This is a genomic window from Pedobacter sp. SAFR-022, from assembly GCF_051965375.1.
Classification (GTDB): Bacteria; Bacteroidota; Bacteroidia; order Sphingobacteriales; family Sphingobacteriaceae; genus Pedobacter.
Window position 1 is genome coordinate 688,615 of record NZ_JBQCME010000001.1, and the last position, 24,946, is coordinate 713,560.

General features: G+C 47.6%; 13 protein-coding genes. All 13 read right to left on the bottom strand.

The annotated features are described in order from the left end of the window. Positions 1-4: 4 nt before the first annotated feature. Positions 5-739, bottom strand: a complete 735-nt coding sequence (locus ACTHQF_RS02995; RefSeq protein ID WP_440428366.1) for a (Fe-S)-binding protein — start codon at positions 737-739, stop codon at positions 5-7. Further along, positions 736-2,112: an FGGY-family carbohydrate kinase gene (locus ACTHQF_RS03000; protein ID WP_440428367.1), complete on the bottom strand. Its 1,377-nt coding sequence runs from the start codon at positions 2,110-2,112 to the stop codon at positions 736-738. Before ACTHQF_RS03000 ends, ACTHQF_RS02995 begins: the two co-directional genes overlap by 4 nt. Then, the gene (locus ACTHQF_RS03005; RefSeq protein ID WP_440428368.1) at positions 2,112-3,386 is read right to left on the bottom strand and encodes a TIM barrel protein; all 1,275 of its coding nucleotides are present in this window, start codon (positions 3,384-3,386) and stop codon (positions 2,112-2,114) included. The genes ACTHQF_RS03000 and ACTHQF_RS03005 overlap by 1 nt, the downstream gene beginning before the upstream one ends. A 25-nt stretch (positions 3,387-3,411) precedes the next feature. Next, positions 3,412-5,532, bottom strand: coding sequence for a bifunctional aldolase/short-chain dehydrogenase (locus tag ACTHQF_RS03010; RefSeq protein WP_440428983.1), 2,121 nt, complete (start codon positions 5,530-5,532; stop codon positions 3,412-3,414). A 19-nt stretch (positions 5,533-5,551) separates the two neighbouring features. Next, positions 5,552-6,628, bottom strand: a complete 1,077-nt coding sequence (gene rhaT, locus ACTHQF_RS03015; protein ID WP_440428369.1) for an L-rhamnose/proton symporter RhaT — start codon at positions 6,626-6,628, stop codon at positions 5,552-5,554. An 89-nt stretch (positions 6,629-6,717) separates the two neighbouring features. Next, a complete protein-coding gene (locus ACTHQF_RS03020; protein WP_440428370.1) occupies positions 6,718-7,749 on the bottom strand; it encodes a GntR family transcriptional regulator in 1,032 nt (343 codons plus the stop codon). 16 nt (positions 7,750-7,765) lie between these two features. Continuing rightward, complete coding sequence (locus ACTHQF_RS03025; RefSeq protein ID WP_440428371.1) at positions 7,766-9,514, bottom strand: alpha-L-rhamnosidase-related protein; 1,749 nt, start codon at positions 9,512-9,514, stop codon at positions 7,766-7,768. Between the two features lie 15 nt (positions 9,515-9,529). Then, positions 9,530-12,799 carry a glycosyl hydrolase gene (locus ACTHQF_RS03030; RefSeq protein WP_440428372.1) on the bottom strand — a complete coding sequence of 1,090 codons (3,270 nt, stop codon included), beginning with the start codon at positions 12,797-12,799 and terminating at the stop codon, positions 9,530-9,532. Positions 12,800-12,933: 134 nt separating this feature from the next. Beyond that, positions 12,934-15,609 (bottom strand): glycoside hydrolase family 78 protein, encoded by a 2,676-nt coding sequence (locus ACTHQF_RS03035; RefSeq protein WP_440428373.1) that lies wholly within the window; start codon positions 15,607-15,609, stop codon positions 12,934-12,936. A 95-nt stretch (positions 15,610-15,704) separates the two neighbouring features. Continuing rightward, positions 15,705-17,570 carry a beta-L-arabinofuranosidase domain-containing protein gene (locus ACTHQF_RS03040; protein WP_440428374.1) on the bottom strand — a complete coding sequence of 622 codons (1,866 nt, stop codon included), beginning with the start codon at positions 17,568-17,570 and terminating at the stop codon, positions 15,705-15,707. 37 nt (positions 17,571-17,607) lie between these two features. Continuing rightward, positions 17,608-19,086, bottom strand: coding sequence for an arabinose isomerase (locus tag ACTHQF_RS03045; protein ID WP_440428375.1), 1,479 nt, complete (start codon positions 19,084-19,086; stop codon positions 17,608-17,610). A gap of 1 nt (position 19,087) precedes the next feature. Further along, the gene (locus ACTHQF_RS03050) at positions 19,088-22,186 is read right to left on the bottom strand and encodes a glycosyl hydrolase (RefSeq protein ID WP_440428376.1); all 3,099 of its coding nucleotides are present in this window, start codon (positions 22,184-22,186) and stop codon (positions 19,088-19,090) included. Beyond that, positions 22,183-24,945 carry a family 78 glycoside hydrolase catalytic domain gene (locus tag ACTHQF_RS03055; RefSeq protein WP_440428377.1) on the bottom strand — a complete coding sequence of 921 codons (2,763 nt, stop codon included), beginning with the start codon at positions 24,943-24,945 and terminating at the stop codon, positions 22,183-22,185. Before ACTHQF_RS03055 ends, ACTHQF_RS03050 begins: the two co-directional genes overlap by 4 nt. Position 24,946 lies beyond the last annotated feature (1 nt).

Below are 24,946 nucleotides of genomic sequence, written 5' to 3' on the forward strand. Positions count from 1 at the left end.
CAGGTTATTTTGCGTTCAGAATTTCTGCAATATGCAACACTTTAACAGCACTATTCCTTCTTCTTAGTATCCCTTCCATATGCATCAAACACGACATGTCTGATGAGGTGATGTATTCCGCGTGGTGTTTGAGGTGATCAGCGACCCGGTCCTGGCCCATCTTTGCCGATACAGCTTCTTCTGCAACGCAGAAAGTACCACCGAAACCACAACATTCATCGTTACGGGACAGGTTGATCAACTCGATACCTTCTACCATCTGCAGCAGCTGTAAGGGCTTGGAAAAAGCTGGCGCGACCAGTTCAGACATCTGCGATAAATGCAGGCCGCGTTGACCGTGACAACTTTGATGTAAGCCAACCCGGTAAGGAAAACGTGCCTGGAGTTTTTCCACCTTCAATACATCCGTTAGAAATTCGACCAACTCAAAGGTATGCTGACGAATACGTTTCGCGCGCTCTGGCTTTGCTTCATCCTTCAGATGTTCTTTAATATGAAGTACACAGCTGCCCGAAGGGGAAACGATATAGTCAAAATCCTCAAAGTTCTCTATAAAGAGCTTATTACAACCAGTGGAAAGATGTTCAAAACCTGAATTTGCCATAGGTTGTCCGCAACAGGTTTGTCCATCTGGATAAACCGGCTTAACACCCAGGTCCTGCAGGAGCTTTAGGGTGGCAATTGCAGCCTTGGGGTAAAACTGATCTACATAACAGGGAATAAAAAGGGCGACCTTCATAAGACTTGGTTTTTCACGGAATAGAACTTTAATGCAATAATATCATTTGCTAATGGTTTTTTGTTCCAATGTTTGTGAATTGCAATCGCTGTACCCAAAGCTGTGGCCTGTGCCATTGCTGCGGCATATACCTCGATGTCTGGAAAGGCCAGGGCTAGCAGGTTCATGTAGATGGCATTTTTACTGAACCCGCCATCAACAAATATTTTTTTTATTGGTGTGCCATTTATAATCAAGCTTGTGGATCTAAACTGCAGATCAACCAGGTCTAGCATAAGCTGATGATAGGCTTCCGTTGCATTACGGAATGTTTTCAAATCCCGGCTTTCGAAAGCAGAGGATTTTCCAACCGCTGAAGTAGAGGATCTATTTTGGCTTGTTAACCTGGCGATAATTTCCGGCTCATACGCCATATTTCTAAAAACCAGCACATCAACATCAAATGTGGCCGCAATTCTTTTCACGTGCTGCTCGTGCTCATTGCCTGCGAATAGACGCGAAGCTTTAACTGGCTTGCCATGATAGCCAATGTAGGCCAGACAATCATTTTCAAGCTCTTCGGCTGTTAAGGGTGAAGCGTTAAAAGGGTTCATACTGATGCACCAGGTACCGGTGCTCAGCAGGATAAATGGTTCGGAGAAGCTCGCCTGGTAGGGGATCAATGCCGCGGAACTATCATGAAGTCCGGCACCAATGATGTAGCGCTTGCCCATGAAGGTGGTTTCGATCACCTCATCGGAGCGCATGATGGGCGGCAGTAGCTTGTCCAGTTCTTCCCGGATTACCCAGTCGTGGTATTGCTGTTTTTTGAAATCCCACAAATGGGTATGACAACCGATGCTGGTCATATCGGAGTAGATCTTTCCCGAGATCAGATAACTTACATATTGCGGCAAGTGCAGGGCATACCTGATCTTCTGAAACAATTCAGGCAGTTGATACTTGATCCGGTATATTTGCAGCCCAGCATTAAGGCTGCCAGATGCCGGGGAAGATGTTTCCAATGCCATCTGTGTTTTGCCGCCATATTTTGCATAGAACTGCTGTTCCAGTTCGGCTGGATAATTTTTAAGGTAATTGTAAAGTGGTGTTAAAGGTTGCCCGTGCTCATCCAAATACACCAGGCTCGCACCGTAGGTAGAGAAGTTAATGGCTATCAATTCATATTCCTCATTCCGCAACACTTCATTCAGCGATTCGAAAATGGATATCCGGATGCTGTCGAGGTTTTCACACAGCTCACCATCCTCATCCCTGGTTTCCAGAAAACGTGCAGTTTTCTCGTAAACGATACGATAGTGCTCATCGAACAGGAAGAGCTTCTTGTTCGTTTTACCAACATCAAAAATTGCAATTACCCGTAATCCCGCCATTATAAACCTGTTGCTACCGTAACCGCACCTCTTTTTCGGATCAGTTCATTTCGAACCTGCAGATCCCGGTAAACTTTCAAGGGTTCTAAAGCACCGCCGGCGCGCCGCCTTGCTTCTGCTACCAGCGGACGGACATCCGTTCTGAACACGGCTTGCAGTAGCTCCTGCGCAACAACGGTATCGTTCTCCAACTGTGCTTTTTGTAGTGCCTGCCGATCCACCAGAAGCGCCTGCGCATAGGCGATCATGATGGCTTCCACAGACTGTAGCAGATCTTCCAATGGATCTTTAACGTTATGCGAAGCATCGATCATCCAGCCCAGATCGGTGTTGTGGTTCATATCCCTGGCATCCATTCCTTCCACTAGCTCATTGAAGATCAGGAACAGCTGGTATGGTTTTATGCTGCCTGTAGTCAGGTCATCATCACCATACTTGGAATCGTTGAAGTGGAAGCCGCCAAGTTTACCTTCCATCAGTAACAAGGCCACGATCTGTTCAATATTGGCATTTGGCAGGTGATGGCCGAGGTCAACCAGCGTATAGGCCTGCGGTCCCAGTTTACTTACATAGAGCAAGGACTGCCCCCAATCGCCAACGGTTGTAGAGTAGAAGTTCGGTTCAAAAGCTTTGTACTCCAGGAAAAGCTTCCAGTTAGCGGGTAATGCCGCATAGATCTCCTGAAGGCTCTCCAGCGTGTTTTCAAAAGCCCTTCTGAAGTTCAGCTGTCCCGGAAAGGAGGAACCATCGGAAAGCCAGACGGTCAGGGATTCTGAACCCAGTTCAACGCCATGCCTGATGACTTCAATATTATGCGCTATCGCCTGCTTACGCACTTTCTTGTCCACATGCTGCAAGGAGCCAAACTTATAGCTCAAGGCCTGTTCTTTCTGGTCCTGGAAAGTATTGGAGTTCATCGCATCGAAGCGAAGGCCCTGCTGTGCAGCAAGGGTCTTTATCTCCTGGTAGTTCCTTGGAATATCCCAAGGGATATGCAGGGAAATGGTGCCGCTGGAACGGTTAAGCTGATGTAACAAGCCGATGTCCTCGATCTTTTCTTCTAAACTTCCAGGCTCACCACCGCCGGAAAAGCGGCCAAAACGTGTGCCGCCGGTACCCAGGGCCCAGCTCGGAATGGCAACCTGAAAATCGATAAGCTTTTGAATGATGGTTTCCACATCCTGGAGCTCTGATGCCAGAAATCCAAAACGCTTCTCATGTTTGCTGAGCGCATCCCCATTTATTTGCTCAATCTGATATTTTTCAATGGTCATAACTTTGTGGTTTAAGGTTGATGATCTATCTTAAAAATGCATTGGCGATGCCACCATCCACATTCAAGACGTTGCCTGTAGATTTATTCAATAGTCCACCAACGAAGGCGAAACATGCATTGGCGATATCTACAGGTAGTATGATCTCGTTTAAAAGGGTTCTTTTTGCATAATAGGCGGGCAGCTCGGCGACGGTAATGCCATAGGCTTTAGCACGCCCTTCGGCCCAGCCGCCGGCCCAGATGTTACTGTCGGAGATAACTGCATCCGGGTTTACAACATTCACACGGATATGATCAGAACCAAGTTCAGCGGCATTTAACCTGCTGAGGTGCAACTGTGCTGCCTTTGCTGAGCCATAACCCGCATTATTAGGCCCGGAAACCAGTGCATTTTTACTTACAATATTGATGATATCACCGCCCAGCGCCTGCTTCTTGATAATGTCAACAGCAGCCTGCGTAATCTTGAACTGTCCATGTACCAGCACATCGTAAAGCAATTCCCAGTCGTGGTCGGTATGTTCTTCGATAGACTTCGAAATGGACAGTCCTGCATTATTCACCACCAGGTCTAGCCCGCCAAAGCACAGTGCCGCCATTTGCATCGCTTCCCTGATCTGCTTATTCCGGGTAACATCCAGCAAAATTGCGGTGAATGCATCTTTGCCATATTGGCTTTGAAATTCTGTAGCTGTTTCCGCAAGTCTTTCTGCATTCATGTCGTTTAGCACAACAACAGCACCTTCTTCAATAAACTTTTTCGCAATCGCTTTACCGATACCACCAGCGCTGCCCGTGATTAATGCCACACGACCCGAGAGCGGCTTAGGTTTGGGCATACGTTGCAGTTTGGCTTCTTCCAACAGCCAGTATTCAATATCAAACGCCTCTTGTCTTGGCAGGGAGGTGTAGGAAGAGATCGCCTCCGCGCCTTTCATCACATTGATGGCGTTAATGTAAAACTCCGCCGCGACCCGGGCGGTCTGCTTATCCTTGGAGAAGGAGAATAAGCCGATACCGGGATACAAGATGATCACCGGATTCCGATCCCTTATCGCCGGACTGTTTTCATGCTTGCAGCTTTCATAATATTCCTGGTACATCTGCCGATAGGCTTCAAACGCAGGTTCAAGGGCAGCTTTGATGGTGGCAGCATCCGAAAGGTCCTGCTCGGGTTGTAGTTCAAGCACCAGCGGACTGATCTTCGTACGAAGGAAGTGATCAGGACAGCTGGTGCCCATGGGTGCCAGACGCTCCAGATCATTAGAATTTATAAATTCAAGTACCCGGGCATCATCGGTAAAATGTCCGATCATCATCCGCTCACTGGAACAGAAACCACGTAGGATCGGCGCCAATGTCGCTGCCTGTGCTTTCCGCTGCTCCGCTTCCAGGCTCTCCAGCTTCTGTCCGCCGAATACCGGTCTTTGTTTGCCGTAGTTTTCTTCCAGGTAGGCCGCGCAGATTTCAATCACCTCCAGGGTGTTCACATAACTTTCGTAGGCCGTATCACCCCAGGTAAATAGTCCATGGGAACCCAACATAATGCCCCGGATACCCGGATTCTGATCCAGGCAGGTTTTCAGCTCCAAACCAAGCTCAAAGCCTGGGCGCCGCCAGTCTACCCAGCCTATCTTCCCATTAAACAGCTCCCGGGTAATACGTTCGCCATCTTTAGCCGCCGCAATCGCGATGGCAGCGTCCGGATGTAAGTGGTCGATATGTTTGAAGGGCAGAAATCCGTGTAAGGGCGTATCAATGGAAGGTGCCTTGGAAGAAAGATCGTATATGCAGTGGTTGAACAACTCAACCATTTCATCTTCATGCTCCGGGCCGCGGTAAACGTTCTGCAAACTGCGCAGGCGATCAACATAGAGCGCCGCGAGACCGCTTTTTTTCAGCGTACCAATATCCCCTCCCGAACCTTTGATCCACATGACCTCCGTTTCTGCCCCGGTAAGGGGATCTTTCGAGAGCACTTTACATGAGGTATTTCCACCGCCATAGTTCGTTAGGCGGAGGTCAGCACCAAGCAGGTTTGAGCGATAAATCAGTAGGCCTACTTCATCACCTGCATATCTTTCGGCCGCTGTCTCATCCCATAAATAACTTACGTGTTTAAATTTGTTGGTATCTACAGACATATTATTGTTCATTAAATAACTATTTGAGTGAATTTCCGTAACCGACAATCAGGATGGACAGAATGATAAACAAAATGCCTGTGATGACCGTGACATACGTCTTCCGGGTTACGCCTTTCCATTCTTTTAAAACCAGTCCCCACACGTTTGCGATCAGAATGATGAAAGCCATATGCAGGATCCATGAGCTGGCACCATTGCCGAGCCTGCTCTCGCCCATTCCATAGAAGAAGAACTGCAGAAACCAGGTGGTACCGGCAAGTGCCGAAAAGACATAATTCTTTAGCAGTGGGGTTTCTCCATTAACATAATCACCGAAGGTTTTGTTCCTGATATTGAGCGCCATACACCAGATGAAATTCGTGGTTAGGCCACCTAATAGAATGACTACATAGGAAACATTGTTTTGAAACAAGAACTCTCCTTGTCCCGGGTTTGCCGCTTTCCAGGCTGCATTCGCTGCATCGGCCATGTCTTTTCCGGCATCGATACCAAAGGCCATACAGGCACTCAGCATCCCGGAAACTACCGAAACAAAAAGCCCCAGGCCGATTTTAAACTCTGTACTTTCCAGCAGTTGGCCCTTATTGCTCAGGTCTCTTTCTTTCATCAAACCGGCTTTACCACAGATCACAATGCCCAGCACACAGATCAATATGCCGAAAAGCACCCACTGCCCCCAGCTGTTGCTGATCAAATCAGTGAAGGAATCCTTACCTGCTTTTGGATTGAAATTGTAGTAAATGGAAGGGATCAGCGCGCCAAACACAGAACAGAGGCCCAGTATGATGGAGCTACCCAGCGAAACGCCTAAATAACGCACGCCCAGGCCGTAGGTCAACCCGCCGATACCCCACAATACCCCGAAGAAGTAAGTAAGACCCAAGATGGCACCATCTGTCGCTACGATGATCTCCATAAAACCGGGAATGGTGAGGTAAGCTGCCAGCGGGGGTACGATCAGCCAGGAAAAAAGCCCTCCAATGATCCAGTAACTTTCCCAGGCCCAGCCCTTAACTTTCTTGTAGGGAATGTAAAAACTGCCGGAAGCAAAACCTCCAATGAAATGGAATAAGACACCAAAAAATGCTCCCATGTATGAAATATTTGATTAGAATTCGTTTGTAAGCACAAATTAGTAAAGCAAGGTTAATGAACTGTCATGCACCATCATGCATGATCGTTTTACAAAGAAGGTCTTAACGTAAGACTGAATGGCGCTTCCTGATCCTGCCGCCGCTGGCTCTTGATGATCTCCGCAGCAAGGGTTCCCATCAACTGGAAATCTGTAGATATGGTGGTGATACCGTTCAGCAGGAACTTCTTCAGCGGTGTTTCATTGTAGGATATTACCCCTACGTCCGAACCTAGATGCAGTCCTTGCGAGATGATCTTTTCAATAAGTACCACCAGATCATCTTCCATCAGGTTGATGTAGACTTCTCCTTCACCGATCGGTTCATTTTTGATGTCGTGTACGATATGATGCCCAAAGGCGTACTGCTGGCAGAATAACCGGAAGCCATTCATGATTTCCTTGGGAAAATAACTCCGCTTCGGAAATATTAACTTCAAGGTGTGGTACTTGGCCAGTGCCTCTTTGGCCTGGGTTAAGGCATTGTAAATATCTTTCTCAAAGTTTTCATAGATCGCTGAATAGTTGCCGCAAACCCCTGCAACCTTCTTATCAATGAGAATCAGCTTTTCTTTAGGAAGCGTATTGATGATCTCTGCGGCGGCATCGCCTCCTTCAAGAAAATGAGGGATGATCACGTAATGGCTATAATCTGTTCTACGATTCTGGATTAGCTTTTTGAAAATTGCGAAGTCATTGTTGTAAACATAAAAGTGAATCACAGCTTCCTCGCCCAAGGCGGCTACAAATGAGTCGAATATGATTTTTTTGTGCACGGAAAGCTTGTTGAACAACAGGAAGATCTTAATCTTCTTTTTAAAGTCGGTCTGGCCGATATAGTACCCTTTGCCGGGCACGGACACGATCACCCCCTTCTTCTTCAAGTACTTATATCCTTTCTCTGCCGTATCACGGGAGATCTCCAGGATATAACTTAACTCGTTGATGGAAGGCAGCACATCGTTCTTTTGCAGTTTTCCATCTTCAATGGCTTCAATGATTGAGTCACTTAACTGCAGGTACTTCGGCGTCGCAGAATACTCGTCTATATGGATCAAATTAAAAAAGTCAATTGTTTTCATCTTTAAACCCTTAATGTTATTTGATTACCTTAATCCCTCGCGGAGCTTTTACTTTCGTTTCGATCTTTCCGTTGTCCAAACGTGTATGTTTGATGCGCACCAGCCCTTTCGGTGTTGGGAATGTCCCTTCAACAAAGGTGAGCGAACCAAGATGCGGTTCAATCCGGATCAGCTTACTCCCTGGCTCCAGAACCTTAACGCCAAGCACATGTTCTGTTAACCATGCGGTTGGTCCGGATGCCCAGCCGTGGGATAAACTATGTCGCAGTTTCTTATAGCTGAAAGCACCATAACTTGCGTGGATATCGGTTTTACCTTCCGGCACCAGCTCATCAATTCGGGCTGCATTCCGCATCCAGCTGGTATCAAAGTCCTCCCAAAAGCTGGTGGCGCCCATATCCAGCATACCGCCCCAATAGGTTTTAATGTTCTCCATTGCACCTTCATAGTTCCCTGCCAATGCTTTTGCCTGCAGCATGTAATAGCCGTAGAAAGTTGAAAAGCCCTGGGTGCCGCCTACCGAGATCACTTCGGTGTTGGCCTTTGTTGCCGGCATCAGCCCGGCAAGGGCCATCAGTGATGCCGCCTGCTTGTTGTTTACGGCATCGGGCACTGTTTGTTTCAGACTCGCCACTGCAGCGTCACAGCTGCGGGCAGTTTCTTCATCACCGAGTATGCGGCTCAACTCGGCGCCATCAGTAAGCGTCATCACCATCATGGCCTGCAAACCCGCATGCACCGCCGCCTTGTTCTCGAAGGTTGGCCAATCCATGAAACGCATCCCATCCAGGTCCTCCTTATTGTCCTTGATTTTGCTGATCAAATGGGCTAACAAGCCTTTGAGGTAGCTTTGCTGCTTTTGCAGATAGTCCATATCGCCCTGGTACAAGAACCAGGAACGTTGTATCCGTATCCACCACATGGAATAAGAACTGATGCCATTCATCCATGCAGGCAGTGGGGTCACATCCTTGATCAGATCCAAACTTCGGGGCACCACTTCGTTGTTCCCGAAAACGGAGTTGATGGTCATCACCTCCGGATGCATGTCACCTACCCAAACCAAGCGGTCGCGCTTAATGCCATCCCAAAGGTATTGCTGCATGTTAAGGTGCACGGTATAAGCACCGGTAGCCCAGATTTGGTTTAAACGTTCATCACTGCTCTTAAAGGAGCCTAGATATGGGATGTCCCGGAAGATGAAAATAGCGCGTACCTCTTTTAGCAGCAGTGTGGTATTCGGATCTACCAGATCGATGCGCACAAAGCGGAAGCCGGTATTGCCGATGTCCAGTGTGCCCAGCCAGGGTAGCTCAACAGTAAAATCACGGATTGCATGATCGTTGGTGGCACCTGAGAGCGTATCTATATCGGCCATGGCCTCGGAGGCAGATTCACCGAAACGTATCCTGGCCTTCACCGGTACATTCTTCTCCATCATACCCGTCACCAGTTGCAGCCCGCCATGAAGCTCCTTACCAAAATCCAGCAGGATACCTGGTTTCGTATCTGCATCGCTTTTCAAGGTAATCATATCTTTATTGACCAGTTCAGCCTGACTGTTCCCCTGTTTCAAGAGATTTTCAGCACCCTGAACGTACTTACCTGACAGGTCCGACTGCCATAAGATTTTCACAGGCGAAAGAAATACCCGTGCACGGGTATCCCTTTCCGTTTTAAAGGAGGCATCACTAAAAATAGGTGGAAGTTGTCCGTAAGCATGCATACTGCATAATAAGATAAGGAATATAAATCCGTGCTTCATGTTCTTCGATTAGGTTTAGTACTTTATGTGGAGCAGCGTTACGGGGCCCTTCAAACCTGAAGGTTCCAGCTTACTGTCGGGACGGTAAGGATTTACACTGGTCCAGGTTTTCCGTTCTGCGGCCGGGAGTTTACTGTCCCCGATCAAGCGGTTCACCCAGGTGTTCACGATACTGATTTCAACCGTGTTCCTGCCAGCGAGCAAAGCATCGGTAATGTCTAGCTGCCATGGCGCTGTCCATACCCCGCCAACAGCTTTACCATTTACCTTTACTTTGGCCATTACCTTCACGTCCCCAAGGTCTAGCAAAATTCGCTCAGCTTTGCTGCGTTTATCCAGCTTGAAGTGATTCCGATATATGGCTGTGCCGGAATAATGCTTAATATTCTCTTCAGGCCGGTTGGTCCAGTCTTCCAGTTTATCGAAAATGACGGGCGTTTCAGGTCCCCGCATTTTAGGATCAAACTGAACTTCCCAGGGTGTATTGATGGTGGTCAGTGTTAGCTTTGCTGGAAAGTTCTCTGTACCGGCAACTGCCGGCATGTTTGATGTGGGCTCGTTATCGAACACCACAAACAGGCTTTCAAGTGCTTCCAGTGTTAAAGGCAGGTTGGTCAGTGAATCTTGAAAATTATATTGCGGTAGTGGTCTGATGTTGCCAGTAACAGGATCCCAAAGCTGAGGCTTCCTTCCTGACACCCTGAACCGAGCATCTACATCAACCTTGGCACTACTTTGATTGCTTACAAAATAAATATCGTTGGTACTGGTTCTTCGATGGATATACAAGAGCGAGTCTTGTTTTCCGAGATTCTGCTTTCCGGCATGAAAGTCCGGCTTGATCCGCAGTAGATCCAGTGCTTGCTGCATATTCATTCCGGTAATTACCCGGCCGCTTCCATAAGTACGGACCTGTGGCCCCGAAGCCTTAGAGGCTCCCCACATACGGGCTGCAATTTTTTGCACTTCCGCATCTGCCTCAGGATAGTGCTGTAAACTAGGCGAGCGCAGCGGTGCAGGCCCTAAAATCGTAGCACCCTGCTGCACCAGGGCTTCAAGTTTGCGTAGCAACTCCGGCCGCATGGTTTCCAGCTTTGGAAGTACTAATATGCTGTAGGACATGCCATCTGGCAGCACCAGTTTTCCGTCTTTTACTTGTACACGATCGCGAAGCACTTCTCCGTTGATGTAGTCAAAGGCATAACCTGCAGGCATTTCCGGATCAGTAACACCAGTCATCTTTGGTGCATCTTCACCAATGAAATATGCTATATCTGCAGTGTACAAGCCTTGTTGCAACATCAGGTTTGCACGTTTTAAGTATTTGACAAACAGGTCAGTATGGCTGTACCAGGTGTTGTGTCGATTGAACTCGTTGCCAAAGTCGGCGTTTATACCAGGCAGCAACTGATCATCAGGCTGCTGAATAAATACGTGCAATAAAGTATTATTGATCCCTTCCGTAAAAAAGCGATCGCCACGCTGCTTCATCAACGCCGGATAGCGTGCATAAGCCTTGCCTCCTGCAGTGAAGGACTCCGCCGACACCTTGTTCTTACCGTAGATGTGTGCTGCGGAAGAGGCGGCCCGGTTTTCAATATTACCGAGCTCGCCTTCACTCCAGAACTCACCACCAATTTCATCCGATTGTCCGCCATACTGTAAAAACTCGCCTGGGAAGCCCCAATGTCCATAGTTCTCCAGCCAGGTACGCAGCCCATGTTTGTTGCTCACGGCCTTCAATCCACCGACGTAATCGTAGGCAACACGATCCGCTATGAACCGCCTCAAATCCCATAGAAAACGGTCGGACACCTCGGGACTGCCGACAACCTTGCCTTTCAGCACCGGCAAATAAGGCAGCGGGTTATAGCCGAAAGCTTGTTCAAACTTCTCGAGCATCCCGTCCGTCCAGTTCTGTCCCCCGGTTTCATAACTATCCTCTACCGCAACCTTCCAGGTCTTCCGGTCCGCCGGGGGAATTCTTCTGATGATTTCACCCAGAAAGGTATTGAAATGACTTTCTACATGTGTTTTGCTCATCTTGTCGACTTCGAGGCCGGTACCCTCTGGTGAGGCCGGGCTGTTCTGCACTTTGGTAGGCACCATGCCCATGCGCATAATGGTCCAGTCCCCTGCCGGCGCATCCCAGTTTAACATACCAGTAGCAGAAAGCTTATCCGAAACGTCTATAACACCAGATGGATCGATCATCAGCCTGGAATCATTAACCATTGGCTGTGCAGCCCATTGATACTCCTGCCAATAAGGTAATGGTGATTGGTACATCTTGGCCAGGGTTTTCTCCGTATAACTTTCTACCCGAGGCGATGCTGACAATTCCACTTCAGCAATACCAAACTTCGGACTGCCCTTTGAAAACACCAGTCGGAAGTTTTTTGAGGTTGTTGCCGGAATTGAAATTGCCACTGGTCCGAATGGATCGAAACCGACGTTCAAATTGCTGTTGCTCCGGTCTATCGTAAATTCTTTTAGAGTCTGAAATGTACCACCGGTTTTGACCTGCAGGCGGAGTTCCGCTTTCGCTTCTTGCCTGGCCGGATAGATCACCAGACTCCTTGCTGTGAAGGGTTTATCACTGCTAAGATCTACAGTGAATTCCGCTGAGGCAGGAAGGAATACTTCCGTTGAAAGATCGCCGTCTAGAAGTGCTTGTATATCTTTTATGTCTGCACTCGTACCGATCTTGGGCTTTAATGCAGAAAGATTGCTTCTATAATTCGCTGGCGTTTTAAACGCAAGCACACGAACATCCTGAAAATCTCCTGTTGGGCTTGGTAACTGAACATTTATTCGCTTTCCACCACGAACAGCTGATTCTGTAGACGTCAAGTAGCGCATAGATTGTTCGGGCTTGATCCAGGGTCCTCCGGATTGGCTCCAGCCTGGACTATTGAAAATGCCAATTTCAATGTTAAGTGCTGTTGCTGTCTTTAGCGCGGTGTGCAAAATCTCCCACCACTCGTCTGAGAATAACTTTACTTTACCATAGGGCGTAGACGGATAACCAATGTTGCCAATGAATGCCCGGTTGATGCCAATCTGCTTCATCGCATGCAAATCTTTGATCACACCTTCCTTGGAGATGTTGTCCGACATCCAGTACCAGTAAATGGAGGTTTGTATGGAGTCTGGCGGATTTACAAAGCCCGCCGCCAATGAAGAACCGGGATTGTCCCGTTGAACAAAGCTTTTATGGCTCTTGCAGGCTAAACCAAGCAATACAGCCATAAAAAGAGCGGCAAAAACCCTTTTTTGATTCATTAAGTTTAATTTGGTTAGTATCCTTTTGAGCAGGAATTGCAATGTGGCGTAATGGATATGGCAGCTGCTCACTGCCATATCTCTAAAATAATCACCTTAGTTGGATGGGGCAACCTGTCCCATCCTGTAAATACCTATTTAACTTCAAACTGGTACGTTTCAGCCTCCAGCTTTAACACGGATTCAACTGCAGATTTACCTTGGTAAACTTGTTGCCCCTTTTGCAGTGGAAAATACACCGTTGCGGTTGAGTTTGCCGGAACCGTTACCGTATAGCTTACCTTTTTACCTTGTCTTTTCCAGAACGACCGGATCTTTCCATGAGGACCTTCATGCTCCGCTTCAAAATGATCCAGGCCTTGCACGAAGTTTGGCTTAAGCAGCACATGTTTAAAACCCGGCTGCTGTTCGTCGATCATAATTCCGCCAAGCCCCTTAAAGAACCAGCCACCGATTTCCCCGAACATCATGTGGTTTAAGGAAATATCCCTTTCGGCCTGGATGTTCCAATTTTCATACAGGGTAGTTGCGCCATTTACGATCCACCAGCCCCATGAAGGATAGGTATCCTGCACCGCCAGTTGGTAAGCCGCCTGTGCCTGTCCGTTTTCACTTAATGCATTCAGGATCGCCTTCGCGCCCAAAACGCCAACATCCAAATGGTTCCCATCTGCTTTAACCCTTTTGGCCAGGTTCTCTGCGACCCTTGTCTCCATACCTTCCGGAACAATCTTCCATTGTAAGGCCACACTCAGTTCCGTTTGCAGTCCACTTCCGTATATAGCGGTTTGTGCATTGAAGTATTTCTTGTTGATTGCTGTTTTGATCTTTTCGGCAAGGGCGCTGTAATAACGTTGATCTTCAGGCTTGTTGAATAAGGCTGCAGCTTTGCTTAGGATCACAGCGTCAACATAATAATAAACCGAAGAAGTATATTCTAGTGGTGATTCTGACTTCACTGGAACCCAGTCTCCACGACCAAAGGTAGTCAGACCTTCCGGGCTGATCCTTTCTACATAGTTTACATATTTCTTGATGGGCTCATAGCTATCTTCGAGCAGCTTGGAATCTCCGTAAAACAGATACACATTCCATGGAATAATTGCGATGGTGCTGGTCCAGTCTGTCCCATTCGCGGTCCCATAGCCCCAGCCGCCGGTCGGAATGATGTCCGGCAACACACCATTCGGCTGTTGTTCATCGCGGTGATCGGCGAGCCATTTCTCATAAACGGTAATGCCGTCGAAGTTGTACAAACCACTTTCTATGGCGAAATGACCATCACCGGTCCAGCCGTTCTTCTCCCGCTGGGGACAATCCGTAGGATAGCCATATAAATTGGACAAGTAAGAATTGTTGGTTGCCGCCCATAGTTTGTTAACCAAACTGCTTGAGGAGTTTACTTTACCAGCCACTGGTACATCGCTGTGCATGAAATAACCGGTGATACCAGATTTATCGATCTTAATTGGCTTGCTGCTGGTCACCTCCACATATTGAAAGCCCTTATAGTTGAATTTAGGCTTAAACGTTTCTATACCTTCACCTTTCAACGTAAAAAGATCTGTTTGGAAGGGATCAGAATTGTCCTTCGGACGGTAGTAAACGTCAATATTAGACAGGTCTACCCTACCATCCGGCAACAGTCGTTCCCCATGTTTAATGCGGACCACGGAACCTGCAGGTCCCTGAACAGAAATCTGCGTAACACCTGCAATATTTCTACCCAGATCAAATACATAGGTGGTATCATTAAAAACCTTCAGGCTTTGTGCAGGAATGGTTTCCACATCACGAATGGGATGCATCAGCTGAGAAACCACCTGTGTTGAAGGCGCAGCACGAAGACTTACCCCAGGCCATTTCTGATCATCAAAATCTGCTGTATTCCAGCCTTTCTGCTCCAGGCGGGCGTCATAATGCTCTGCGGTGTAGATGCTGTTAAAAACAACTGGTCCGGAGCTTGTCTTCCAGTCGCCATCTGTTTTCACCACTGAAGTTGTACCATCCTCATAGGTGATACGGAGGTCCATACAAAAGGTCGGTCTGGCCCGCCATGGTGCCGTATCGAAGTTCCAAACTGCTATAGACTGCATGTTGTACCAACCATTGCCCAGCAACACTCCAATTGCATTTTTGCCGTCCTTCACCTGGGCCGTTACATCATAAGTCAGGTACAAGTTCCGGCGGTCAAACCGGGTATACATAGGGTCCAGGCGGTGATTTCCCACCTTTTCACCATTTAAATAAAGCTCATATAATCCTGCTGCAGCAATGTACGCTCTGGCAGATTTAATCTTCTTATTTTCCGGATTGAAGACTTTTCTGAAATAAGGCGCCGGGCGCTTATCGATGTTGTTGCCATCACTGATCCAGGTGCCCTGCCAGTTGGCCATGTTCATCATGCCGGTTTCAAAGCTGCTTACCGTACTGCTTGCAGGTTTTCCATCTTTATCCCAGATCTGGACCAGCCAGTAGTACTTCGTAAAGGGTTGCAATGCTGTTCCCTGATATCGCAACAGGCTTTGACCTGCATTTACCTTTTGGGTATCCCAGGCATCTGCCTTACCTTGAACCACTGCTGCAGAATCCCGGCCTACATATAGCCTATAGGCTGTTTGTTTCGCACCCTTTCTGCTGTCATTCAGCTTCCAGGACAACCTGGGATTTGCCGCATCCACACCGATCGGACGGTCTAAATGCTCACACATCAATGCATATGGAGCAGTAACTTTATCATCAGCAGTAGCGCCAAAGGGCAGGAGCAAAACACACAGGGAGAACAGTTTAAAAACGTTAGACTTCATCATATTCAATTAAGGAGACAATCTACTACGTTTGGTTCTAAGTAGCAACCTGTGCCGTCCTGAAAGGGACTAGGATGGGCTGATCCTGTGTAACAATTTTAATCTCTGTTGCTAAACAACTGCGGCAACCACACTGCAAAAGTGGAGCTTTGCGAGCCGTTTCCAGCAGATGCATAATCTACCAGGTCGATCTCAATTGGATCCGCGGCAACTTCCATGTAAGACTCGGGCAGAAAACTACCCTTGTAGTGCATCCACAAATTGTCGCCACTTGAATTCGCCTCCGGACGCAGTTCAAAGTAACCTGCTTTATCCACTACCGGGCGATTCGCCGTGATCAGGTCCGGACCAGCAAAACGCGTATCGCGCGACAAGACCACCGGCCCGCGGTATATAGTGGCAAACCGGCCATTAGCATCATGCCACTCTACCCGACCACGCATGTCCAATTTCACACGGACTACGTCCTTTGAAGACCAGTTTCTTTTGATCTTCAGCGATGATCCAGCCTTTAAACCACTAACCGGTTCGTCATTAACATACACCTCACTAATTTCACTCCATGCCGGTATACGTAGCTGCAAGGTCATGTCTTCTGCTTTTGCAAGATCCATACTGAGCTTTATCTCCCCCGAAACCGGATAGTCGGTTTGCTGCTTGAGTACCACCTTTTTACCCTTTGGTGTAGTTAACGAATAGGCTCCCGCTACGTAAAAGTTCACAGCCATACCATCACTTGTACCCATTACCGTGGTTAGTGGCAAGGTAAACTGACCTCGTGGTCCACTGGCGTCGCAGCAATTCAGGTTCATGCCACACTGCCCACTGCCGGGCAATCTGCGTCCATTCAAGGGGGTGTACTTCGCCCACTCGGAAGCATCATGGTTCAATGCCCCAAGCAAAGCATTGTAGTAAGATTTCTCAATTTCATCTGCATATTTCGCGTCTCCGGTTAACCGTAGCAGCTGCTGATTGAGCTTGATCCAGGTGGCTGTTACACAGGTTTCCTGAAAGTGTGCAACTGGCAAGGTTTGCCTTTTCTGCCCGCCAAACCACATCTCTTCCGATGCACCGGAACCGGCAACATTAATCTCGGTGTCTTTGATATTTTGCCAGGTTTGTTCCACGGCCGCTTTGTACTCGGGCGCTCCGGTAATCCGATACAACTCCAGCAAACCTTCATAACAGGACATCATTTCATAGGCTTTCTGCCCCTGCTCCAGGCTGTACCAGGATGCCGGTCTTGGAAAGCGGCTGCTCACATCTTTACCCGCCTTGCTGATCAAATTCGGCCCTTCCGGCATTTCCCACTGACGTACAATCTCCTTGGCAAAATCTAAATATTTATCATTGCCGGTAAACCGGTACAACTTCACCATAGGCTCAAGTACCGAAGATGCAGCCATCCCACGATAGTTCCCTTTGTTTACAATAAGACCATCCTGATCGGCAATTTCCTTCATCAGATGATCTGCAACTTTAGCCGCCGCCGCCAGGCTTGCCTGATCGCGCGTCAGCTCATGATAATCCAACAAACCGAGCATAGAATACTTCCTACCCCAAATGTCCCATTGTTCCAGATGGTGCTCAGGACTATAATTGCCGATATAACCGTCGGGCGTTTGCGTGGCGATCAGCCCTGCGACAGCCTGCTTCAGAATGTTTATCATAGCCGGCTCAGGACGGTATTTATAAGCAAGCACCGCTGAGGTCACATATTTACCCCAAAATTCACTTTGCCACATGCGCGATTCATTACGGCTACGGAATGGTGCCACCAGATGTTCAATATCCTGAACCAGGATCCTGTTCTCATAAGACTGATCCAGCTTTTCACCAATATGACCTTTAACCTGACTATGGTTTGCAGCGAATAACTTATCCTGTATGCTTGGTTTAACTTTCTGTGCCTGAACTGCCGTACTAGCGCCGATAAGCAACAACATTGTATAAAAAACCTTCATTTCTATATCGTTTAAAAATTAATATTCATTCAATGACTTAGCAAACCTGAACAACGGGGATGTCCAGTATTGCGCCTAATTTTTTGATCTTATGCGCCAAGTGCCCGATGCCGATAGCGCAGTGGTGCGCCGGTCCATGGCTGTTCCAGGCCTCAACAAAATTTCTGATGCCACCCTCAAACTTGTACCGGCTATTGGTATTGCCAATCTCCAATATTGGTCCTGCAACAGAATGCCCTTCTGCAACTAAGAGCAAGAGCCCCGCATCTTTTTCTACAATCGAGAGTAAAGTCACAGGACCATTCTTTACCATCATTTCTATGGAAAGCCCGGAGCCGACTTTTCCATGGTAGACCCGCAAAGGCCTCACCTTGATCTTCCCTTCTGCAATCCGGATGTGACCAGGACCATCATGCCCCAGCAGGACTACATCATCTTTGTAATCCATGGCATAGAATTCGGAGAAAGATCCTCCTGCACCAAATGCATCCATGATCTTCATGGCTTGCACATTCTTGATTTCATATTCACCTGCAACAGGAATGCCCCGGGCGGTAAGTAAGGAATTCCCTAGAATAATGGAACTGATCGCTTCTTCATTGGCTGCATTACCAGTGCCTTTGTAGTAGTAGGCGATGGACCCGAGCTTGTATTTCGTCGCCATCTGGTCCAATGCAACCGACGTGCGCGCAGCCCTTTTCAGATCTTCAGCCAAACAGTCTTCCTGTATGTCAAACAAGCCATCAAACAGCTTAAGCCGTGCCTCAATCTCTTCCGAGTTTACCGCATCCCGTAACGTCGCAAGCTCCTCTACTTCGAGCAGCTCCATATGCCCGCCAAACGTCGCAAGTTGACGCGTGCAGTCCGTATAAATATCAAGCATACCACTGTAATAATGCCCCATACAGCCCATACGGTTATGCTCAAGCACATTAGCAACCCTGGCCGCCTGAACCCATGCCTCAACTTCATCCCAGCAGGGGTCCTCCGGTTTCAGTAACCCTGTAACCTGATGAAACTTCAGATTGGCCCGTTGAAATACATTTGCCAGTTCAGGAACGCTGCAGGAAGAACAGTAGGCCAGCCATGTTCCGGTTTGCTTCACCCGATCTTGCATGTCGTTGAAAGACTTGTAATCTATAGCCTGCTCGGGTGCCAGGTTGAGCACAATGACCGGTACATTCGCCTTCCGGATTACCGGAAGTACCGTAGCCGACAATGCATAGGTGGATACATAAAGAAAGATGATGTCTACACCAGCAGTCTTAAAGGTCTTCCCAGCATCAAAGGCCTTATCTATCGTATCGATTAAGCCCAGATTCAGCACCTCGGGATGAAAGCTGCGAAGCTGAGTTTCCACTTGGCCAAGGTAGCCCTCTAACCTATCTTTTAAGCCTTCAAATTGCGACCAGTAAGCTTCAAGGCCAATCCCGAACACGCCAACTTTGAAATTTAGCGGCTGAAACTTAAGCGGCTGCAGGCCCTGTTGGACTGCTATCTCATTTCCTTCAAACATATTAGTTAAGCGCTGTGATTTGAAAATCTTGTAAAAGACCATAATCATACAGATCATATTCAGTTCCGGAAGGAAAGCTTTTCACTCCCCGCCACAACCAAGGACTAACGAGACCGGGTTTAGGACGATTATGATGCGGACCCAAAGTATTCTTCAGGCTTCCGATTACCTGTATTTCTACAAGGTTATTACCCGGCTTAAGCCCTTTAAGCGTAGATGCATATGGTGCATAACTTAAATCAGCAACTTTTTCGCCGTTGACAAATAAGATTGCAGCTGTACCCTTCCATTCCTTTAAGCCTACTTGATAGCTTTTTCCAGCAACCGCCTTCAGTGTTTTACTGTAGCTCGTCAGCTTGCCGTACATCGGTCGTCCCATTGACTTCCAACTACCAATTTTTGCTGCTGTGGCAGGGATGATGTCAAATCCTTTTGCTGCTGCCTTAAGGTCGAAATTTCCGAGCACATAAACAGGCTCCACCTCCGAATATACACGCATCCGCTCAGACTTCAACCGCAGGGTATTTTGTCCAGCCTTCACCAGGGTACCAACATCAAATCCTAATATTTCCTTATCCAGATACCAGCTTCCAACGTTTGCCTTTATCGTCGTCCCATTTAGTTCAACAGTCCATAACCATGGTCTTTCGATAGCCAGCTGAATGGATTTAAGATCAACCTGCCCATCAACATTAAAATGGTAATCTACGCTGAAGCCGCCTGAGGTTAGTGTATCCCGTTTAATGATGTTATCCTTGTACTGTACTGAAGTGTTCCATGGATTACCGTCAGTAAACCCAAAGTGTTTAAATATGGTGTCAGAGGCGTGATAGACCTGCATACCTTTTAATGTCGCAGCACCTAAATTTACGTCTACAAAGTCGAGCGTGAGTACATTCGGTTCCATGTATTTAACTGTGGTCGAAGCGGTAACCTCCTTTCCTGAATTCGCTTTGGGCAGCTGATAAATAGGATAGTCATCCATTTTTGCATCCGAAAGAAAAAACAGCATACTTCCAGCAGCAGGAAGTTCAAATTTCACCTGCGTCGAAGCACCGGATGCGGTAGATGGGTAACGGTAGCGTTCACCGGTCATCAGGTCAAGCAACACGACTTGCTTTTGCTTCACCTGAAAACTGCCTTTTACCGGTTCCTCTAAACTCGAGTTTACCAAAAACAGCAGTTCACCATCGCTAAGCACTCGACGGTGGTGATACAACTTTCCCTTAGTCAGGCTAGCTTGATCAAAGGACAACGTTTTGCTTTTCAGGCTTTGCAACAATGCAGCATCATTCGACCCTTCCTGACATCGTTTATTATTGATGTCAGTAAGTGCTTCAGCTGCAGGGCTGCCGTCAATATACTTTACCTGCTCCAATACAATCAATTCGCCACCTTGCTGAACGAATCGTTTAAGTAAGCCAGCAGTACTTTGGTCCAGGTTCTCCATTCCAGGGGGAAGGATGACTTTGGAGTACTGCCGGTTACCTACCACAAACATATTTTTAGCTACTTTTCCATGATCTTTAATGATGTTTTCTGAACCCAGGTCATACTCCAGCTGTTGCTTTTCCAGTCGGGTTACAAAAGATTGGAATTGTTGTCCAATCTCGTTACGCCGCGCATTGGGTTTCTCATAGGCCGAATACATCCAGGTTGCCGTAGTAGGTTCCAGAATAAGGATATCATTAACCTGGTTTCCGCTGGACAGGGCCAGCGATAACCTGGAGAAGTACCTGTTTAAGGGTTCATAATGCGGCCACCAGGGATTATGATAAGAGAACGATTGCGGATAATCGTACTTCCTGGCACCAACCAGCGTCATATAGGCAAGATGCTGGTTAAGCGAATTCACACCAAGCACAAACTCCCAATCGCCCAACCGCTTGAGGTCTTGAAAAGTGAGCTCCCAGCCGCCGCCGCCGTAGGTTTCACTTAGCGTTCTTTTCTTCCCAAGCTGATTGGCGACACTGGCCAACTCTTTCACTGCCCGAACATTGCCGAACTGCGCATTCGCACTTTCCTCATCAAACTGGTTAAAAAGCATATCTATTCCCGGACGCTGGTGCCAGGCATACATTGCCATATTGTCACCGCCATGGTTCGGGTTTGGCCATCCATGTTCCCAGTAATGCCCCGTCCATTCCAGGTTTTTAGCATCGGTATACTGTTGCCAGGGTTTAGACCAACGATCTATGAAAAGCTGTAGCAACACCTGATAGTAGTTATGCCGCACCTTTTTCCAGTCGCCAATTTCTTCAAACAACGATGGCAAATGCGTCTCCAGGTCATAACCCCAACGGGCTTTGAACACTTCAAACAAATCTGGTGTCCAGCGGATGTTACCCGAGCCTTGCACCTCAATATTTGGCTCATCCGTAAAGATACCCGGAACGGTTTTTCCAAACTCATTTCCGAAGAACTGTTCATAGCCCTTCATCGTGACCTCGATAAACTTCTCCGTAACACCTTTTACCATCAGATCTACATAAGAATAACCTCCATACCAAGGCGTTCGTTCATATTGCTGTTTTTCAAAAAGATAGTAGGTTCCTTTGTCTTGTTTTCCCGCTGGATCTACCTTCTGAAAGCCCGAGCCAGTAGATTTTAATGCTAAGAACACCTTATCCGCAGGTCCTACTAGATCTGCTTTTCGCAGATGCAGCATTTGCCCCTGATTGTAGGACTCCGGCATGGCTTCAGGCACATGCCCACCTGCAAAGCCGCTTGGATAGGAGTTCTCATCATAGATCCACACTTCCAGCCCCAAGGCTTTCCCGCGTTGGACGGTGTATCGATACAAATCACTCCAGGTTTTGGAAAGATAAGGTGTGATCAGCCCCGGGCGTGGGTGCACGAACACACCACCAAAAGCATTTGCCTTGAATTCCAGCAGCATGCTGTCGATCTTGCCTTCCGTCACGTTGGCATTCCATACCCACAGCGGTGCAGAACCAAACTGTTTATCAGGCGTTTTAAACTGCTTCGCCAAGGCAGCGAAAGATCCTGGCGGTTTTACCGCTTGTTGTCCAACGGCGCTTAAGCCAACTGCCGTCAGCAATAAAGCGCTCGTCCACCGGAAAAGGCTATTTATTTTCATGACTGCTCATTAAAAGTTAATGAATATGTACCGGAGCTGATATCAAGAGCAAACTTATCGCCTTGCTTACCTGCAGCTTTTACATTTGGATCGCTCCCTATTGATTTGCCATTTTCACGCACAGCCTGCAAGTCCTTGGTCGGCAGGAGTACCCGTGCGGAGGTATTGGCGGGTATGTTCAGCGTTAGCTGGACCTGCTTACCTTCCTTTTTCCAACGCACCTTGATATCGCCATTTATCGATTGATAGCTTGCATTAACCCAGTCTAAACCTTCTACCAGCGCTGGCTCGATCAGGATTTTTTTAAAGCCGAAATCCCCTGGCTGCTGTTTAATACCTGCCAATCCACTATAAAGCCATTCCATCAAATGGCCGAGCATCATATGGTTGTTTGACACGTATTTCAATGCCGGCCAGGATTCGGTAAGTGCAGTGGCACCATGTTTTAATTGATAACCGTAGCCTGGCACATCATCACGATTATTCATTTCGTAGATCAGCTGAGAACCGCCATTTGCCTCAAGCGCACGCAGGAGGTAACGATAGCCAACATCACCCGCCGTAAGTGCCTTATTGGATGCCAAAATGGAATCTCTAAGGTTCTTAGACACTTTGCCTTTCAAATGTTCATCGACCAGCCCCATGTAAAGCGGCATGGCATAACTCGTCTGACTGCCTGTAGCATATATACCTGTTTTTTCATCCAGGAACTTGCCATTGAAAGCAACTTTAATCGCATCGGCCAGTTCCGCATACTTCCGGGCATCTTGTGTTTCGCCTATAGCGGCCGCGATCCCGGATAGTAGTTTTGCGTCATAGAAATAGGTTGCTGTAGCCGTTAAAGCAATCGGCGTAAGCTGTGATACACCAGGATCTTTCGGACCCAGATCAAACCAGTCGCCCAACCCATGATTAAGGATGTGTTGATCCGCCTTTGTTCCCAAATAAGCGAGATACCGCTTCATCATAGGGTAAGACTTCTTCAGTATCGAAGCATCACCATACCATTGATACAGGTACCAGGGTATAATGATCGAAGCACTGCCCCATTCCGGAGAATCGCGGAAGCCACCCTCAAAAGGCACATATTCCGGTACAATATCCGGAACCAGCCCATTCGGCAACTGCCCTTCAATCATATCATCAATCACCTTGTTATATAAGTTCAGGATATCATAGTTGTACTTCAGCGAGGAACCGATCAAGTGGGTCTGTTCCAACCAACCAAGCTTCTCCCGATGCGGACAATCTGTAGCCACGCTGGCCATATTGCTCTTTATGCCCCAGTTTATCAAACCATTGATCTGGTTAAACAAGGGGTTGGAACATTCAAAGGCACCAACCGTTGGCGAGCTGTTCCGGGTATGCAGTAATTGAATGTTCAACGCATCATCGGTCCATGTATTTTCACTTTCAACTTCTACCATAGCATATCGGAAACCATAATAACTGAATCTTGGTGTCCAGCTTTCAAGCCCTTGACCCTTGAGGATATAGTTGAAATAATACGGCCCACCAGATGCATTTTGGTAAGGTAAACCCTTTTCATCAAGCACCTCTGCAGGTGTAATCTTAATCTTATCGCCTTTGGAACCTTTAACTTCCAAACGAACAATTCCGGAGGCATTTTGACCAAAGTCGTACAGGAACTTGTTCTTTCCAAGCTTCTTTACTTCCTTGCCTTTAAAACTTTGCATCACCCTCAAAGGATAATCCGCTTGAATGAACATTTCCCCTTTAGGCCCATCTGTAACCAACACAGGCTTCCATTTGGAAGCCACAAAGCCTTTAGTTTCCCAGGCGGGTGTTTCCAGATTGGCATCATAATCTTCACCCCCATAAATACTACTAAAAGTAATCGCGGAAGCAGTGGTTTTCCAGCTTTCGTCTGTCTTAATTTCTGCGGTACTACCGTCATCATACCGGATCACCAGCATCATACGAAGCATGGGAAAGGCTTCTGCAATAACCAGTTTTCTATACCGTTCCCGATTGATATACCTAAAGCCGGTGCCAACAATTGCACCCACAACATTTTCCCCCTTACCTACTTGAGTGGTTACATCATAGGCATTATAGAGCACCCGCTTATCATAGTTCGTCCAGCCTGGTGCAAGGAAATCTTCGCCGACTTTTTCTCCGTTTAGTACTGCTTCATAGTGGCCTAGACCTGATACAAATAACAATGCAGATTTCACCTTCTTCGTTACCGAAAAGGGCTTTCGAAAGATAGGAATCACAGCACGCTGCAGGCCCTTCTCCCCCAGATGGTCTCCATTCATGTGTATACCTGGGAAAACCTTTAATGCAGGGTCAAGCACTTCATAGGCAATCCACTTCGCGCTACTCCACTTTGCTTTATCCAACACTGCGGAAATAAAACTTGAAGGTTCGCTCCAGTCAGATGCAGAACCATCGGCCGACCAGATACGAACCCGCCAATAATAGGAGCTTGCAGCTTTCAATGCAGTGCCCTTGTACCTGATAAAATGCTGGGCATCGCCTGCTACTTTCCGGGAGTCCCAAACGTCAGCTTTACCTGCTTTTAATAGCTGCAGGTCAGATGCGACCTGCAGCTGCCAGGCTGCTTGCTTATATCCACGGGTATCGGCAGTGATGTTCCAGCCAAATACAGGCTGCTGCGTGTCTATAGCCACAACCCCGGTTTTATTTTCGACGCTCAGCTTCGTAGGTTGTGCGCCTGCTTGCACAAATAGGGGCGCAAGCAGGCAGCACAGTAACAATAAGGTCCACCTCATA